This is a genomic window from Streptomyces bicolor (assembly GCF_000719285.1).
GTDB classification, from domain to species: Bacteria; Actinomycetota; Actinomycetes; order Streptomycetales; family Streptomycetaceae; genus Streptomyces; species Streptomyces bicolor.
The window spans coordinates 342,290-358,177 of sequence record NZ_JOFS01000008.1 but is presented as its reverse complement, the minus strand read 5'-3'; the positions used below and the strand labels follow the sequence as shown (position 1 = coordinate 358,177).

Here is a 15,888-nt window from a genome sequence, read left to right as displayed (position 1 = left end):
CCCGCCGCTCAGCGGCCGAAGTTGAACCAGTTCACGTTCACGAAGTCCGACGCCTGCCCGCTGGTGAAGGTGAGATGGACGTCGTGCGTGCCGGTCACCCCGGTGATGTTCGCGGGTATCGTCCGCCACGACTGCCAGCCGCCCGTGTTGCCCACCGCGAAACTGCCGACGGGCGCGCTGCTACGGCTGTCCAGGCGCACCTCCACCAAGCCGCTGACGCCGCCCGCGGCACCGCTCGCCACCCGGCCGACGAACTGGGTGGCCGCGGTGGAACCGAAGTTGACGCCCCGGTACAGCGCCCAGTCGCCGTTGGCGAGCGAGCCGATGTTCTGCCCGCCGCCCGAGTCGGAGGTGGACTCGGTGCTCGTGCCGCTCGAGCTGTCGAACGACTCGGCCTGGATGGCGCTGTAGGCGTCACGGTTGCCCGTCGGCGGCGGTGTGGTACCGCTCCCACCGGCCGACAGCACCTGGACGTAGTCGACGACCATGGAGTGGCCCGGCTGCGTTCCACTGTCCGGGCCGCCGCCGAAGGCGTCCGGGAAGCCGCCGCCCATGGCCACGTTGAGGATGATGAAGAAGCCGTGGTTCGTCGCGTTCGCCCACGTCGTCGCGTCGACCTGGTTGGCGCGCACGGTGTGGAAGTTGGTGCCGTCGAGATAGAAGCGGATCTCCTCGGGGCTCGTCGAGCGGTCCCACTCCGTCCGGTAGGTGTGGAAGCCGGCCTGGCAGGTCGTGCCGGAGCACGTGGTGTTGCCGCTGATGCCGCTGGTCTCGTTGCAGGGGCCGCCCGGTGAGGTCCCGCAGTGCATCGTGGCGTACACGGTGTTCTGGCCCTGCGTGTTCTCCATGATGTCCAGCTCGCCGACGCTGGGCCAGTTCCAGTAGTTGCCGCGATAGGGCGCGCCCAGCATCCAGAACGCCGGCCAGTAGCCCTTGGCGGCGGCCCCGGTCACGTTCGGCACCTGGATGCGGGCCTCCACACGCAGCTTGCCGCCCGCGGGGGGCTCGAAGTCGGTGCGGTTGGTCTCGATGCGGCCAGAGGTCCAGTTGCCGGACGCGTCCCGGCGCGGCGTGATGAGGAGATTGCCGTTGCCGTCGAGTGAGACGTTGTTCGTGCTGTTCGTCATCGTCTCGACCTCGCCGGTGCCCCAGTTGGCGGGCCCGCCGGGATAGCCGGTGCCGGTCGCGTACTGCCAGTTGGAGGTGTTCACGCCGGTGCCGGCGGCGCCGTTGAAGTCGTCCAGGAAGACCTGCGTCCAGCCCGCGGGGGGTGTGGGCGCGGAGGCGTTCGCCGACGGGACGGCCGCGGTGGCGACGGCCGCCACCAGGCCGAGCGTGCCGAGCACGGCGAGGAGCGCGCGCCGAGGGGAACGGCGTCTGCCGTGTATGCCGGAGGGGTCAGTCATGGGGGTGCTGCCTCTCGGTGTACGGGATGGGGAGTGGGGTGCGGGTGCCTTTGAGAGCGCTCTCAAAGTGTCGCCAATGTGCTCCCCGTCCCTCCGGTCGTCAAGAGGTGAAGCAGATAAATCCCGTCAGTCGCAGGGGAGTTCACCCTATGAAGGCCGGGATGTGCTGCACCGTCGATGGGGGAATGCACTGGGAGATCACAGGAGAGACTGACCCCATGGAACTCGCCTTCACCGGCCAGGTGATCGAATGGCGCGGGCCCGCGCCGTACTATTTCGTCCGCGTGCCGGACGAGGAGTCCGCCGACATCCAGCAGGTCGCCTCCATGGCCACCTACGGCTGGGGTGTGATCCCGGTCGAGGCCAGGGTCGGCGAGGTCGCCTTCGAGACGTCGCTCTTCCCCAAGGACGGCGGCTATCTGCTGCCGCTCAAGAACGCGGTACGCAAGCCGCAGGGGCTCGGCACAGGTGACGAGGTGGCGGTGGAGATGACCGTCCGCCTCTGAGGGCTGTCACTTGGGCTCTGTGAGGACGGTGCTCGACTCGTCGGCTTCTGTCGTCGGCTTCACTCGTCGGCCGAGTTCTCCTGGCGCCATTTCCACCGCCACAGCTCGTCGGCCCGATGGTCGTGCTCGAAGCCGTCACCGAGTGGACCCACCCGCTCGAAGGCCTCGGCGGTGCGCGGGTCGTCGCGCAGGGCGAGACCGTAGGCGGCCACCAGACGGACGAGTTGGCTGTCGTCGCCGAGCAGCGCCGCCAAGGCGTCGGCGACGACGGGCGTACGGTCCCGGGAGTCGGCGAGCGCCTCCGCGGCCGGACCTCGCAGGCCGGCGTCCGGTGCCTCGGCCAGCGACAGCAGCGCCGGGGTGATCTCCGGGAGGAGGTCGTCGTCCCGCAGGCCCGCCTGGCACGCCCTGAGCCGCACCTCGGCCGCCGGGTCGTGCACGAGGGCGAGCAGGGCGGACCTGGCCGCGGGCGAGCGGGCAACGTCGTCGACGCAGAGGGCGTAGGGCACCTCGCGGCGGACACGCGCATCGGGATGGCCGGCGTGGCGAAGGCCGATGGCCTCCTGGTCCGGATGGCCGTACTCGGTGAAGGTGTCGAGCACCTCGCCGTCCGTTTCCTCGGTCGCCCAGACGGCCAGGAGTTCGCTCGCCTGCTTCTCGTAGTAGCGGCTGGTGTCGAGAAACCCCCGCGTCCGCAGGTAGTCCAGCACGAACAGGCGATGCGCCCGGTCCGCGTCGTGACGATGGGCCACCACGGCGGACCAGGTCTCGAAGCTGCGGCGCTGGGTGAGGATCCAGCAGACCGTGGACCAGACCACATGTTCCTCGTCCGGCTGCTCGAGAGCGCGGGCGATCAGTTCGTCGACCGGGGTCAGCACGCGGAAGGTCCACTCCAGCGAGGTCAGGATGGCGCCGTGCCCAGCGCGCACGACGAGGCCGCCGAGCGAGATCTGAGTGACCCAGTCGTATTCGTCGTCCTCGACCCGGACCGACGTGGCCGGGCCAGGCGCGCCCGTCCTGCGCCGGAGCTCCTCGGCCACACCCGTCTCGTACCAGCTCCGGGCCAGCGCGAGCAGCCGGTCACGGGCGGCCTCCGGAAGCCGCAGCCGGGGCTCCTTGCCCAGCACCGCGGAGAACGTCGCCGGGGAGCCGCCGTCGACGGCACGCCAGAGCGGCGTGGTCCCGTCGGGCAACACCCTGTCGGGGTCCGCGCCGCCCTCCACCAACGCCTCGGCGACCGGCGCGTCGTACGCCGCCACCGCCACGCACAGCACCGGCAGCCCGCTCGTGTCCACCGCGTCCGGATCCGCGCCCCGGTTCAGCAGCTCCCGCACGGCCTCGGCGTCCCCCGCCCGAACGGCCGACCTGAGCCGACCGTCGAGTCCGCCCTCGCCCATGTTCCGTCCCCCGTCTGCTGGTTGAGGGAGTGTACGGCCCGGCCGGAGACGGGCCGGAACGCGGCCCGTGCGGCATCGGCACACGCGGGACGCGTGTCGGTGCCGCGAACGGTGTCAGGCCTTCGTCGCGACAGAGGGGGCGGGTGCCGACGCGGGTGCCTCCTCGTGCAGCCCGAACCGGTCGTGCAGCCGGCGCAGCGGCCCCGGGGCCCACCAGGCCGGCCGGAGCGGCGCAGACTGGTGACCACGGCCTCCTGTCCAGTTCGGCGGTGTAGGCCCGCCGCACCCGGCCGAGCACGCCGAAGCCGTATGCGCAGACCACGCTGAGCAGATGGAAGGCGTACTCGAACGGCTGCGGGTCCTCCTTGTGCATCATCGTGACCGAGACCTCGATCAGCCAGCCCACCAGCATGAAACGCCGGTGCCAGGGCCTGCCCAGGGCAGCCGTCGTGCAGAGGCGACCATGCCGCCGTACATCACGTCCGGCGGTGGCGCGTCACACCAGCGGCAGCGCGGTGGCGGCGCCGATCAGCCAGCCCTGCCAGGTCAGCCGGTCGTCACCGTCGTCGGCTGCCACCCCAGCCCCCGCGAGATCCCGCGCGCCGCGAGCCGTACCGCCGGCACGAGCACCGGAACCTGGGCGTCGGCCTGCGGCACGACCACCGATACGGCGGCGACGACCGACCCGCCCGGTCCGCGTACCGGGGCGGCGACGGACAGCGCGTCGTCGGTGACCTGGCGGCTGCTCACCGCCACACCCGTGCGGCGCACGTCGGCCAGCATGCGGCGCAGCCGGGCCGGTTCGGTGACGGTGTACGGCGTGAAGGAGGCGAGCGGACCCGTGCAGTACTCCTCCTGGAACTCCGGGGCGCTGTGCGCGAGCAGCGCGAGCCCCACCCCGGTGGCGTGCAGCGGCCAGCGTGCCCCGACCCGGATGTGGACGCCGACCGCCGACCGTCCCGACAGCCACTCGATGTAGACGACCTCGGGCCCGTCCTGGACCGCCAATTGCACGTTCTCGTGCGTCGCCTCGTACAGGTCCTCCAGGTACGGCAGCGCGACCTGGCGCAGCGCCAGCCCGCGTGGGGCGAGGGCCGCGACCTCCCACAGCCGCAGCCCGACGTGGTAGAGCCCGGAGTCGTCCCGCTCCAGGGCGCCCCACTCGGTGAGGGCGGCCACGAGCCGGTGCGCGGTGGTCAGGGTCAGCCCGGCCCGCCGGCTGATGTCCGTCAGGCTGAGCGCCGGATGCTCGAGGTCGAAGGCCGCGAGCACCGCCAGCAGCCGGTCGGGCGCGGAACGCCTTCCCTTGGCGGGCAGGGACGGCAGGGCGTCGGCGGTCATCGGCGCGGCGTCACCCCAGCCCGGACTCGGTGACCCTGCGCAGCAACGCGTGCAGCTGCTCGCGCTCTGTGGCGTCGAGGGGCTCGAGCAGCTCGTTGGTGACCCGCTGCCCGGCCTCGTCGGTGTCCCGCAGGAAGGCCCGGCCGCCCTCGGTCAGGACGATGATCCGGCTGCGGCGGTCGTCGGGGGAGGGGCGCCGCTCGGCGAAGCCCAGCTTCTCCAGGTCGTCGACCAGGCCGACGATCGCGCTCGGGTCGTAGCCGAGCGACGCGCTCAGCTCGCGCTGGAGTGCGCCCGGGGAGGTGGCGAGGAACCGCAGCAGCGCGTAGTGGCGCAGGCGCAGGCCCGACTCCTGGAGGAAGGAGTTGAACAGCTGACCGGAGCGCAGGCCCAGGCGGTACAGCAGATAGCCCGTGTCCGCGTGCAGTCCGCGCATCCACGGCTCGTTCGAGTCGATCGGCGCGGGGTTCGTGGTCTGCCGGCTGGTGATGGCGGGCTCCCTGGTCGAGGCCCCGGGTGGGGCGGTGCGTACGTACTGCACCCAGCATGACGCAAGGACGAGTCGACAACAACTATTGACGTCGACAACTATTGTTCTTACCTTCGATCTCGCAGCCGCAATTGTTCGCACCCCACTTGAAGGGACCCGCCCGTGCCCAGCATCGATCTCACCGGCAAGGTCGCCGTCGTCACCGGCAGCGGCCGGGGCCTCGGCCTCGCCTATGCGCAGGCCCTGGCCGCCCACGGCGCCTCCGTGGTCGTCAACGACGTCGACGAGGCCGTGGCCGCGGCGGCCGTGAAGGCCATCACCGAGGAGGGCGGCACGGCCGTCGCCGAGGTCGTCCCGGTCGGCACCACCGAGGCCGCGGACCGGCTGGTGAACCGCGCGGTCGAGGAGTTCGGGCGGCTCGACATCCTGGTGACCAACGCGGGCATCCTGCGCGACAAGGTCCTGTGGAAGATGACCGACGACGACTTCGACGCGGTGCTCACCACCCACCTCAAGGGCACCTTCACCTGCGCCCGCGCCGCCGCCGTCCGCATGCGCGAGCAGGGCGAGGGCGGCACCCTGATCCTGGTCGGCTCCCCGGCCGGGCAGCGCGGCAACTTCGGGCAGACGAACTACGCCGCCGCCAAGGCCGGCATCGCCGCCTTCGCCCGTACCTGGTCGATGGAGCTGGGCCGCGCGAACATCACCGTCAACGCGATCGTGCCGGTCGCCGCCACCGCGATGACCGAGACCATCCCCGCCTTCGCCCCGTACATCGAGGCCATGAAGAACGGCGAGCCGCTGCCCGACTTCCTGCGCAAGGGCGAGGGCTTCGGCACCCCCGAGGACTGCGCGGCCCTCGTCCCCTTCCTCGCCTCCGAGGCGGCCCGGAGCGTGACCGGTCAGTGCATCGGCATCGGCGGGGACAAGGTGGCACTCTGGTCGCATCCGCAGGAGATCTCGGCGGCGTTCGCGGACGGCGGCTGGACCCCCGACGCCCTGGCCGACGTGTGGCCCACCTCGGTCGGCGCCGAGCTCCAGTCGGTCGGCATTCCGGCGCCCAAGTTCCCGGAGGCGTGATGGCCCCCTCCATGAATCCCGACGAACTCGTCGCGATCGACGTCCACACGCACGCGGAGGTCTCCTCCAAGGGCCACTCCTCGCTGGACGACGACCTGCACGACGCGTCCTCCGCCTACTTCAAGGTCGAGGGCAAGCGGAAGCCGACCCTCGAGGAGACCGCCGCGTACTACCGCGAGCGGAAGATGGCCGCCGTGATCTTCACGGTCGACGCCGAGTCCGCGACCGGCACCCCACCGGTCCCGAACGAGGAGGTCGCCGAGGCGGCCGCCGCCAACGCCGACGTGCTGATCCCCTTCGCCTCCATCGACCCCTTCCGGGGCAGGGCGGGCGTGAAGCAGGCCCGTCGGCTGGTCGAGGAGTACGGGGTGAAGGGCTTCAAGTTCCACCCCAGCATCCAGGGCTTCTTCCCCAACGACCGCTCCGTGGCGTACGACCTCTACGAGGTCATCGAGGAGACGGGCACCATCGCCCTGTTCCACACGGGCCAGACGGGCATCGGCGCCGGAGTCCCGGGTGGCGGCGGCATCCGCCTGAAGTACTCGAACCCGCTCCACGTCGACGACGTCGCGGCCGACTTCCCGCACCTGAAGATCATCCTTGCGCACCCGTCCTTCCCCTGGCAGGACGAGGCCCTCGCCGTCGCCACCCACAAGCCCGGCGTGCACATCGACCTGTCCGGGTGGTCGCCGAAGTACTTTCCGCCGCAGCTCGTGCAGTACGCCAACACCCTGCTCAAGGACAAGGTCCTCTTCGGCTCCGACTTCCCCGTCCTCACCCCCGACCGCTGGCTCGCCGACTTCGAGAAGCTGTCGATCAAGGACGAGGTGAGGCCGAGGATCCTCAAGGAGAACGCCGCCCGTCTGCTCGGGCTGACGAAACCGTAAGGGGCGTGACATGCGCAACGAGGGACTGGGGTCGTGGCCCGCACGCCGGGCCCGCAAGACCCCGCACCGCACCGCCCTGATCCACGGCGAACAGTCGACGGACTACCGCACCTTGCACACACGCACCACCCGCCTCGCCCACGCCCTGCGCGACCGTGGGGTGCGCCGCGGCGACCGCATCGCCTACCTGGGTCCGAACCATCCCTCCTACCTGGAGACCCTGTTCGCGGCCGGCACGCTCGGCGCGGTCTTCGTGCCGCTCAACATCCGCCTGGCGGGGCCCGAGATCGCCTACCAGCTCTCGGATTCGGGAGCCAAGGCGCTTGTATACGGTCCTTCGTACGCAGGACTCGTCGCCGGACTGCCGGGCAGCACCGACGTCCGTGCCTACCTCGAAGTGGGCGCCGAATACGAGGATGCGCTGGCGTCGGCCTCCGAGGAGCCCATCGACGCCCCGGTCACCCCGGACGACACCTGCATCATCATGTACACCTCGGGCACCACCGGCCGCCCCAAGGGTGCGATGCTCACCCACGGCAACATCACCTGGAACGCGCTCAACGTCCTCGTCGACACCGACCTGATCGCCGACGAACGCGCCCTGGTCTCGGCCCCGTTGTTCCACACGGCGGGCCTGAACATGCTGACGCTCCCGGTCCTGCTCAAGGGCGGCACCTGCGTCCTGGTCGAGGCCTTCGACCCGGACGCCACCTTCGACCTGATCGAACGGCACCGGATCACCTTCATGTTCGGCGTGCCGACGATGTTCGACCAGGTGGCCCGGCACCCCCGCTGGCCCGACGCCGACCTGTCCTCCCTGCGCATCCTCACCTGCGGCGGCTCCCCGGTGCCGACGCCGCTCATCGCCGCCTACCAGGAACGCGGTCTGACGTTCCTTCAGGGCTACGGCATGACGGAGGCGGCCCCGGGGACGCTGTTCCTGGACGCCGAGCACGCGGTGAGCAAGGCGGGCTCGGCCGGCGTACCGCACTTCTTCAGCGACGTACGCGTCGTACGGCCGGACATGGCGCCGGTCGACGTCGGTGAGACCGGCGAGGTCGTGGTGCGCGGCCCGCATGTCATGCCCGGCTACTGGGGGCTGCCCGAGGAGACGGCCGCCTCCTTCGTGGACGGCTGGTTCCGCAGCGGGGACGCCGCCCGGGTCGACGAGGACGGCTACGTCTTCATCGTCGACCGCATCAAGGACATGATCATCTCCGGCGGCGAGAACATCTACCCCGCCGAGATCGAGGACCTGCTCCTCTCCAACCCGGACATCGTCGAGTGCGCGGTGATCGGGGTGCCGGACGACAAGTGGGGCGAGGTGCCGCGCGTGGTCGTCGTACCGCGTGAGGGAGCCTCGCCGGACCCGCAGGAGATCCTCGCGTCCCTCGCCGGCCGCCTCGCCAAGTACAAGATCCCGAAATCGGTGGTGCTCGCGGACGAACTGCCGCGCACCGCCTCCGGAAAACTCCTCAAGTCCCGTGTCCGCAACCGGTACGGCAACCAGTAAGGAAGAGCATGAGCATCACCGTGAACGGCCTCGACGAACTGAAGAAGCTCGCCGGCAGCGACCTCGGCACCAGCGAATGGATAGAGATCACCCAGGAGCGCATCAACACGTTCGCCGACGCCACGGGCGACCACCAGTGGATTCACGTCGACCCCGAGAAGGCCGCCGAGGGCCCCTTCGGCGCTCCCATCGCCCACGGCTACCTCACCCTCTCCCTCTTCATCCCCCTGTTCACCGAGTTGCTCGACGTCCAGGGCGTCACGACGAAGGTCAACTACGGCCTGAACAAGGTACGTTTCCCGTCACCGGTCAAGGTCGGCTCGCGCATACGGCTGGTCGGGAAGCTCGCCGAGGTCGAGGAGGTGCCGGGCGGCGTGCAGATCACGGTCGACGGGACGATCGAGATCGAGGGCGGGGCCAAGCCGGCGGCGGTGCTGCAGAGTCTGTCGCGGTTCTACGCCTGAGGCGGATACCCCCTTCGAGACGGCTACGCGGGCAACAGCGGTTCGAGGTCACGGTCGATCCGTTGCCAGTTCCGTGCCGCCTTCGTCCAGGGATGGCCGGCCCCGAGCCGGCGGGCGAACAGGGACACCGCCCCGTCCCGCAGCCGCGTGGCCTCCGGGATCCGGCCCAGTGAGCGCAGCGTGACCGCCAGGGCGAGGTCGGCGATCAGGCTGTCGGGATGGCTGGACCCCAGGCAGTCGTGCAGAGTCGCCGCACAGGAGCGTGACACCTCCTCGGCCCTGTCGAACTGCTCCAGGTCACCGAGCACGTTGGCGAGTGTGAGCCTGGCGCAGAGGGTGTAGGGGTGGGTGTCGCCGAGGCATGCGCCGAGGGACCGCACCGTCCGGGTGGCTGTCGCCAGCGCTTCGTTGGCCTCCCCGGCCGAGCGGAGGCAGACCGCGAGATTGTGGTCGCAGACCGCGAGGTCGGGGTGCTCGGGGCCGCGGAGCCGGAGGAACCGGTGCTGGAGGAGGCTGATGGCGGTGCGTGCGGCGGCCAGATCACCGACGTCGGCTGCCAGGACCGCCAGATTGAGCCCACAGGCCAGCCGATCGCCGTCGTCCCTGTCCCACCCGGAGTCGTATTCCCGGTCGGCCGCGGAGGCGAGCGCCTCGGCCTCCTTCAGCTCGCCCATGCGGCGCAGCGAAACCGAGAGACTGACGGTCGCACGCAGCGCACCGCGTGTGCTGTGCCCCCGCAACTCATTGAGAGCCGGCCGCAGTACAGTCACGGAACCGGCGTAGTCGCCCACTTCACGCAAGTCCCGGCCGAGCCCGAGCGTGGACACCAGGGCCGACGGATGACCGTTGCCCAGCACCTCGCGCCGGCGCTGCAGGGCGGCCAGACTCTTCTCCCGGGCGGCCGAGTACTCGCCCGTCAGGGACAGCGACCTGGCGAACGCCTCGGACGCGGACAGCGCCTGCGGGTGCTCCTCACCGAAGGAATCCCGGAAACCGGCCGACACCTCACGGGCCAGTCGCAGGGCCTCACCGACACGGCCCAGCGCCCGCAGGTCCTCGGCCAGACCTGCGGCGGTCATCAGTGTGTGCGCGTGGCCCGGCGGCAGCAGCTCGCGCTGACGGCTCAGCGTGTCGGCGTCCAGACCGGATGCCTCCCCATAGGCGCCCAGGCTCCGCAGCGCGGCCGCCTGATGGGTACGCAGTCGCAGCACCTGGTGCTCACCGTCCACGCCGCCCCGGCTCCAGCCCTGGTCGAGCCGACGCCCCAGTTCCAGCGCGCGCTCCGGCATGCCGAGCCGTACGGTGCGGCCCAGCCGCTCGATGAGCATCTCCCGGATGTCGTCGTCCCCGCACTCATCGGCCCGCGTCTGATCGAGGTGCGGCCACAGCTCCTCGGACGTCTCGTCGTCGGTGTCGCCGCCGGACCTGTCGCGGCGCGGTCCGGCGGCGCCGAGCAACCGGTGTGCCTCATGGCGGATCTTCTCGTCCTCGGACTCGGGAACCGCAGCGAGTACCAGAGCCTGCACGATGCGGTGCACTCTCAGCGTGTGACCGGCCTGGTCGACCTCGGTCAGGCCGAGCCGGCTGAGTTCCTGCACCGCCTTGCCCAGCAGCAACCGCTCGTGCACGCCGGGGTCGTGGGGGCGCAGAAGACGCAGCGCGGTGTCGGTGTACAACGGCGCCAACGGCACCGGCAGCGGAGCGAGATGAGAGCACAGCATGAGCAGCCGCAGCGCCGCAGGAGCACGCTCGCGCAAGGTGGCCAGGGCCAGCAGGGTAGTGGCCGCGACCGGACCGCCGGGCTGGGTCGACGGTAACGCGTGCCGCTGCTCGGCGAGTTGCCGGAGGTAGTCCTCCACCTGTGGGGTCTGCGCCAGCCACGACGCCGCCTGCGTCACCGCGAGCGGCATGTCCTCCACGGCCGTGGCGATCCGGTCGGCGTCGTTGGGGGCCAGCACCGGCACGCGCCGGCGCAGCAGCTCGATGCTCTGTTCCCGGGTGAAGGCGTCGACCTCCACGGTGTCCGTCGTCCCGGTCCAGCGGCGGTCGCGGGAGGTGACCAGCACATGCCCGTGCGCACCGGAGGGCAGCAGCCCGTCGAGGCTCTGCGGGCCGCCGGCGTTGTCGTAGACCAGCAGCCATCGGTCGTACGGTGCGCCCGAGCCCAACTCGTCGAGGGTCCGACGAGCGGCCTCGGGAACGCTGTCGCCGTGACGCAGCCCGAGACGGCCGGCCAGCCGTGCCAGTGACAGCAACGTCGACTCCCGGCTCTGCGCACGCACCCACCACACCAGGTCGTAGGCCGCCTGAAAACGATGGGCGTACTCCACGGCGAGCTGGGTGCGCCCGCAGGCACCGAGGCCCTGGCGGGGAAGTACCGCGGCCTGACGACGGCTGACGTCGAGGATGGCGTGCAGCTGGTCCAGATGCCTGTCGCGGCCCACGAAGAACGGATTGCGTGGCGGGGCCTGCCATACGGTGGGCGTGCGGCCGGGAAACCGGGGCCGGGCGGACTCCAGCGGTCGCAGGGTCGCCTCGCCGGAGAGCCCGACGCTGCGCAGGACGGTCTGGGCGGTGTGCGACTCGTCGAGGGAGGTCAGGTCTACCGGGCCGTGGTCGCTGAACGGTGGCGCGAGCGTGATGGGCTCGATACGGAACGGGACCAGCTGCCCGGGCGAGCCGGGTCGGGGCGGGGCGACGCGCTCCCACAGCGTGCGTGACCGCGTCGAGCGCAGAAAGGACGAGGACAGCAGCGCCACAGTGCGCGGTGTCGTGCCCGAAGGCGTCGGACCGGCACCGGCGTCGGGGGCGAGCACTTCGAAGCCCGAGCGGGTGAGTACCCAGCGGACCCAGTCGGCCCACATCCTGTCCTCCGGCGCGTGCCACAGCCTCAGCGGCGTGGCGACGGGTGACAGCGGCCGTACGTACGAGGTGAGATGACGTCTGCGCAGGTCGTCGTCGAGGGCCGGGAAGCTGGTCACGGCGCCGGCGGTGATCTGGCCCGTCAGCCGTTCGAGGGCCGCCAGCAGGCTGTCGGGGCTGCCGGGCGGGTCGCCGAACACGGTGAGTATCTCCTCGTAGGCGTAGTCCTGCCGATGCGGGATCTCCAAGCAGGCCCGGCTGCCGTCCGGTTGGCCGGGGATGGAGACACGGACCAGTTCCCGCGCGGCGGTCAGCCGGTCGGCTCGCCCCTCCGCGACCCGCATGGCGACCGGCAACACCTGGACGTCACGCGGTCTCGCGTTGTGCCGGATGGTCCGGGCCATGGCCGCCCCGCCCGCGATGCTCTGCGAACTCAGCGTGAAGCAGTTCACCACCACGTCCGGCAGGTCCATGGTGCACAGGGCGACCAGGTCGCTCACCCCGCAACGGCTGTCGATCAGGGTGTAGTCATAGCGGCTCCTCATGTCATGGCGCAACGCCTCCAGGAACCGGACGCCGCCGAGGAACTCGGTGAAGTCTCCCCAGTTGAAGCCCATGAGATGCGTCAAGTACTCCGCGTCCCGCCGCCCCGCGGGCATGTAGTCGAGGGTTCCGTCGTCGGGGAAGGGCCAGTCGACCGAAACGGAGTGCGGCAGCACGCTGGCATGACGGCGTATCACGTCCGCCTCCGGTTCGGCGCCGGTGCGCCGGTCCGCCACGTAGTCCGTGAAGAGATTGAGCACGCCCGTCGTCGCGCCGGAGGCCGCGGCGTCGAGGAACGGGTGGAAATAGCGGTGCAGGCCCGGCGCCTCGATGTCCCAGTCCGATGCCAGGACGCGGTAGCCGTTGGAAGCAAGGATCCATGCCACATTGGCCAGTGCCATGGTCCGTCCGGTACCGCCCTTCTGGGAATAGAAGGTGATGATCTGTCCGTCAGGGGCGGCGGTCATCGGATGCCTCCTCGACGGGTCCTCCCAGCCGGAACCGGGGGGGCGCGGAACCCGGGGGCGGATGGCTCGGGGTGAACCGGAGGAACTGCGCGGCCGCCCACTGGATCACGTGGGGCAGGAGGGCGACGAAGTCGGCCAGGGTGGGAACCCCGGCCATCGCCGCCCGCGGGACGCTCCGGACGCGCCTGACGGTCCGGGGGAGTCGCCGCTCCAGGGCCGTCTGCAACTCGAGTCCGGTTTCGTCGTCCGGGTCGGACGGATTGGACGGCACGACCACCCCGAGCCACGGCAGCTCAGCTTCATCCACCTTGGTCAGCAGCGCCTGCCGTTTCGGGTCGGAAAGGACCAATTTGTCCAGCAGCATCAGTGTCGGACCGTCCGGTCGCCGCCCGGCGAGCAGACCGCCGGCCACTTCGTCGAGTGATTCGACCGTGGCCCGGTAGTCGAGCCGCTCCGCGATGGTCGCGGCGATCTCAGCGAGTGGCCGGGTGGTGTCCGTGTCGCTCTCGCGGTAGGGATTCCAGTCGAGGGCGGAGGGGCCGTAGCACCGTTCGGGGCGCCCCGGCGGCAGCTCCTCACGGCTGGGCGCGGCCACCACGATGCGAATCCGGCGCAGGCCGGTGCGTTGCTCGAAGGCGCTGGGCAGCTGGGTGAAGTCCAGGGGGTGTCCGGCGGGGAGCGGGTTCTGCGCCGCTGTGGCGACGATCGTCTGAGCCAGCCGGTAGGTGGTCTCCTCGTACTGCCGGCGGTACGACCGCAGCTTGATCAGCCCGTACAGGCCGAACGTGGCGTACTCCCGGCCGAACCGCTCGTGGTCGTACTGCAGGCTCCGCGCGGCGGGGGGAAGATTGTGGGACGGTACGGGGGTCCAAAGCGCCGGCACGATGGCCGGGAGACCCGGTGGCGACGACCTGCTGTGCTGTGCCTGACGCTGGGAGAAGGCCGACCACTCTCGGCCGCAGGTGTCGCTGATGAAGTAGCGGGGGGAGTACATGGGGACGAACACCCGGCAGGTGGCGAGCGCCTCGGACGTCTGGTTGCTCCAGATCTCCCCAGCCCTCGTCTCACGATCCATGAATCCGATGGGTGCGCCGGCGGGGGTGACCGTCATATACATGACGTGCTCGCACAGGTCTCGGAACAGCCGGTGCACCCACATGTCCGGATCAGGGGCGTCGTAGGGATCGAGGCGCGGCGTGTGCGCGTAACTCAGAAAGAAGTAGGGCCTTTTCGAATGTGCCTCGCTCCGTTCCTGCGCCACGCGAAGCCCTCCCCACGGGTCCGATGGTCAGAGCGTCCGCAGGAACGCGGCCAGCTCCAGCATGTCGACGCGCTCATACTCCTCCGGGCGGACGACGATCGTCAGCTCTTTGCAGATGACCGACTGCCGTGACCTGGTGACGAACGACAGCAGGATCAGCTTGATCAGGCCGGCGTGGTCCATGCTGTCGATGCGGGCCAGGTCCGAGCCGATGACCGGCATGGCCACCGCCTCGCGCCGGGCGTGCACATGCACCGCCCGCCACAGCTCGCCGAGACTGAGCCAGATGTCGTCGGGCTTCGAGCTGATCGTCAGGTCGTTGCCCATGGTGCCGTAGGCGCTGAGGAAGTAGCGCTGGGCGGGCAGGCCGAGGACGGCGACCGTGCCGACCGGATAGCGGCACAACTTGCCGGCCCGCTTCGTTGCTCGTTCCTCCACCCTGACCGGCTGCTTCCCGGTCAGCGCGACTTCGAGTTCACCGTCCAGCCGGTCGACCTCCCCGGCATAGACCCGATGCAGCAACTGGCCCTGCACACTGCGGCGCGCGATCACCAGATCGTCGGTGGTGTCGGTGTCGAACACGTCGTTGCATCCGATCACCAGGTGACACGGCTGGTCGAACAGGTCACCGACAGCCACGGTAACGCCGAACTCCGGATGGCTGAACTCGTGGTCGGCACGGTCGCGTGGCCAGGACTGCACGATGCCTCCGGCCAGCGCAACGCCCGCCAGGACAAGGAACGTCGCACCGCGTGGTAAACGGCTGTCCGGCCAGAACGTCAGATACAGCTGGGCGGCACCCGACAGCACGCCGAACTGCACGGCACAGGCCCGTCCGGCCGTCGACAGCCCGAGACGCGTGCCGAACAGGATCCGCAGCCGGTGCCTGAGGCCTGGGCTCATCCCGCCTCGTCCTCGCCGGGGGGCTGTGCCGTGACGGCGACCGGGACGACGGGCTCGTCGTAGACACCCACGAATCTGGTCAGCTTCCTGGGGGGCGTGCCATGGCCGTTGCGGAGGGCGTCCACGGCCCGTTCCAAGTCGGTGATACGGCTGATCTGTTCCTTCAGCAGGGAGGCCAGATCCTCCAGGATCTCCGTCTGCGACCGGCGGGGTGGTCCGTGCCCGTCGCCGTCCGCCGCCAGGTCGATCTCTGCCAGGGCGTCGCTCAGATCGGGCCACGCTTTGGCGAACCGCTTCGTGAGTCGAGTGTCGTCGGGATGGCGGCCGGCGGATTTGCAGAGGACCTCATTGATCGTCCGCACCATCTTCAGTACATCTTCCTTGTCGTGCGCCCGGGTCGACTGGAACTGGCGGAGCGGACTGCTCGCGATCTCCAGATCGGCGTGACTGCCTTCGAGGAGGAACGGCACGACGCGCCCCGCGTGCTCATTGACCTCCTTCGACAGAGCTCCCGATTCGAAAGTGATCCACGGGGCGTCAAGGTTGGAATGGGTGATGCAGGCGATCCCGAAGGAACTCTTGTCGAGCTGTTCCTTCAGTTCGTCCAGGCCGCGGGCTCCCTTCCTGATGCTGTCCGAGGAGACGAAGGGCTCGATCTCGTCGCTGAAGAAAGGCAGCCATTCGGCGAGTATTTCGGCGCACTGCTGGGAGGCGCGTCCGGACCAGCTCAGAAAGATCTTCATTCCCCGTCCCCCCTGGGTCTGCAGC

The 15,888-nt window shown here is 70.2% G+C and carries 13 protein-coding genes; 5 read left to right on the top strand and 8 right to left on the bottom strand.

The features are described from left to right. Positions 1 to 8 precede the first annotated feature (8 nt). Complete coding sequence (locus IF78_RS0112995; RefSeq protein WP_031480755.1) at positions 9 to 1,406, bottom strand: glycoside hydrolase family 16 protein; 1,398 nt, start codon at positions 1,404 to 1,406, stop codon at positions 9 to 11. A 218-nt stretch (positions 1,407 to 1,624) separates the two neighbouring features. Here IF78_RS0112995 and IF78_RS0112990 point away from each other — a divergent pair, with 218 nt between their 5' ends. After that, on the top strand, positions 1,625 to 1,912 hold the full coding sequence (locus tag IF78_RS0112990; RefSeq protein WP_031480757.1) for a DUF1905 domain-containing protein: 288 nt from the start codon (positions 1,625 to 1,627) through the stop codon (positions 1,910 to 1,912). A 59-nt stretch (positions 1,913 to 1,971) separates the two neighbouring features. Here IF78_RS0112990 and IF78_RS0112985 read toward each other — a convergent pair whose 3' ends face one another. The 3 genes from IF78_RS0112985 to IF78_RS0112970 form a co-directional block, all read right to left on the bottom strand. Then, a complete protein-coding gene (locus tag IF78_RS0112985) occupies positions 1,972 to 3,309 on the bottom strand; it encodes a HEAT repeat domain-containing protein (protein WP_031480759.1) in 1,338 nt (445 codons plus the stop codon). 546 nt (positions 3,310 to 3,855) lie between these two features. Further along, positions 3,856 to 4,650 carry an IclR family transcriptional regulator gene (locus IF78_RS0112975; protein ID WP_031480761.1) on the bottom strand — a complete coding sequence of 265 codons (795 nt, stop codon included), beginning with the start codon at positions 4,648 to 4,650 and terminating at the stop codon, positions 3,856 to 3,858. 10 nt (positions 4,651 to 4,660) lie between these two features. Then, positions 4,661 to 5,086 (bottom strand): MarR family winged helix-turn-helix transcriptional regulator, encoded by a 426-nt coding sequence (locus tag IF78_RS0112970; protein ID WP_031480763.1) that lies wholly within the window; start codon positions 5,084 to 5,086, stop codon positions 4,661 to 4,663. Between the two features lie 216 nt (positions 5,087 to 5,302). On the opposite strand from IF78_RS0112970, the gene IF78_RS0112965 reads away from it, so the two are divergent. The 4 genes from IF78_RS0112965 to IF78_RS0112950 are packed head-to-tail and all read left to right on the top strand — an operon-like array spanning position 5,303 to position 9,084. Continuing rightward, positions 5,303 to 6,220 carry an SDR family NAD(P)-dependent oxidoreductase gene (locus IF78_RS0112965; RefSeq protein WP_031480765.1) on the top strand — a complete coding sequence of 306 codons (918 nt, stop codon included), beginning with the start codon at positions 5,303 to 5,305 and terminating at the stop codon, positions 6,218 to 6,220. Positions 6,221 to 6,231: 11 nt separating this feature from the next. Then, on the top strand, positions 6,232 to 7,107 hold the full coding sequence (locus IF78_RS0112960) for an amidohydrolase family protein (RefSeq protein WP_031480767.1): 876 nt from the start codon (positions 6,232 to 6,234) through the stop codon (positions 7,105 to 7,107). Between the two features lie 10 nt (positions 7,108 to 7,117). Next, a complete protein-coding gene (locus IF78_RS0112955; protein ID WP_031480769.1) occupies positions 7,118 to 8,620 on the top strand; it encodes an acyl-CoA synthetase in 1,503 nt (500 codons plus the stop codon). An 8-nt stretch (positions 8,621 to 8,628) separates the two neighbouring features. Continuing rightward, on the top strand, positions 8,629 to 9,084 hold the full coding sequence (locus IF78_RS0112950) for a MaoC family dehydratase (protein WP_031480771.1): 456 nt from the start codon (positions 8,629 to 8,631) through the stop codon (positions 9,082 to 9,084). A 23-nt stretch (positions 9,085 to 9,107) separates the two neighbouring features. On the opposite strand, the gene fxsT is transcribed toward IF78_RS0112950, so the two are convergent. The 4 genes from fxsT to IF78_RS44975 are packed head-to-tail and all read right to left on the bottom strand — an operon-like array spanning position 9,108 to position 15,863. Further along, positions 9,108 to 12,956: an FxSxx-COOH system tetratricopeptide repeat protein gene (fxsT, locus tag IF78_RS0112945; protein ID WP_031480774.1), complete on the bottom strand. Its 3,849-nt coding sequence runs from the start codon at positions 12,954 to 12,956 to the stop codon at positions 9,108 to 9,110. Beyond that, positions 12,940 to 14,217, bottom strand: a complete 1,278-nt coding sequence (locus IF78_RS0112940; protein WP_158751353.1) for a TIR-like protein FxsC — start codon at positions 14,215 to 14,217, stop codon at positions 12,940 to 12,942. Before IF78_RS0112940 ends, fxsT begins: the two co-directional genes overlap by 17 nt. A 27-nt stretch (positions 14,218 to 14,244) precedes the next feature. Further along, on the bottom strand, positions 14,245 to 15,120 hold the full coding sequence (locus IF78_RS0112935) for a macro domain-containing protein (RefSeq protein WP_031480778.1): 876 nt from the start codon (positions 15,118 to 15,120) through the stop codon (positions 14,245 to 14,247). Then, a complete protein-coding gene (locus IF78_RS44975) occupies positions 15,117 to 15,863 on the bottom strand; it encodes a TIR domain-containing protein (protein WP_051827764.1) in 747 nt (248 codons plus the stop codon). Before IF78_RS44975 ends, IF78_RS0112935 begins: the two co-directional genes overlap by 4 nt. Positions 15,864 to 15,888: the final 25 nt, after the last annotated feature.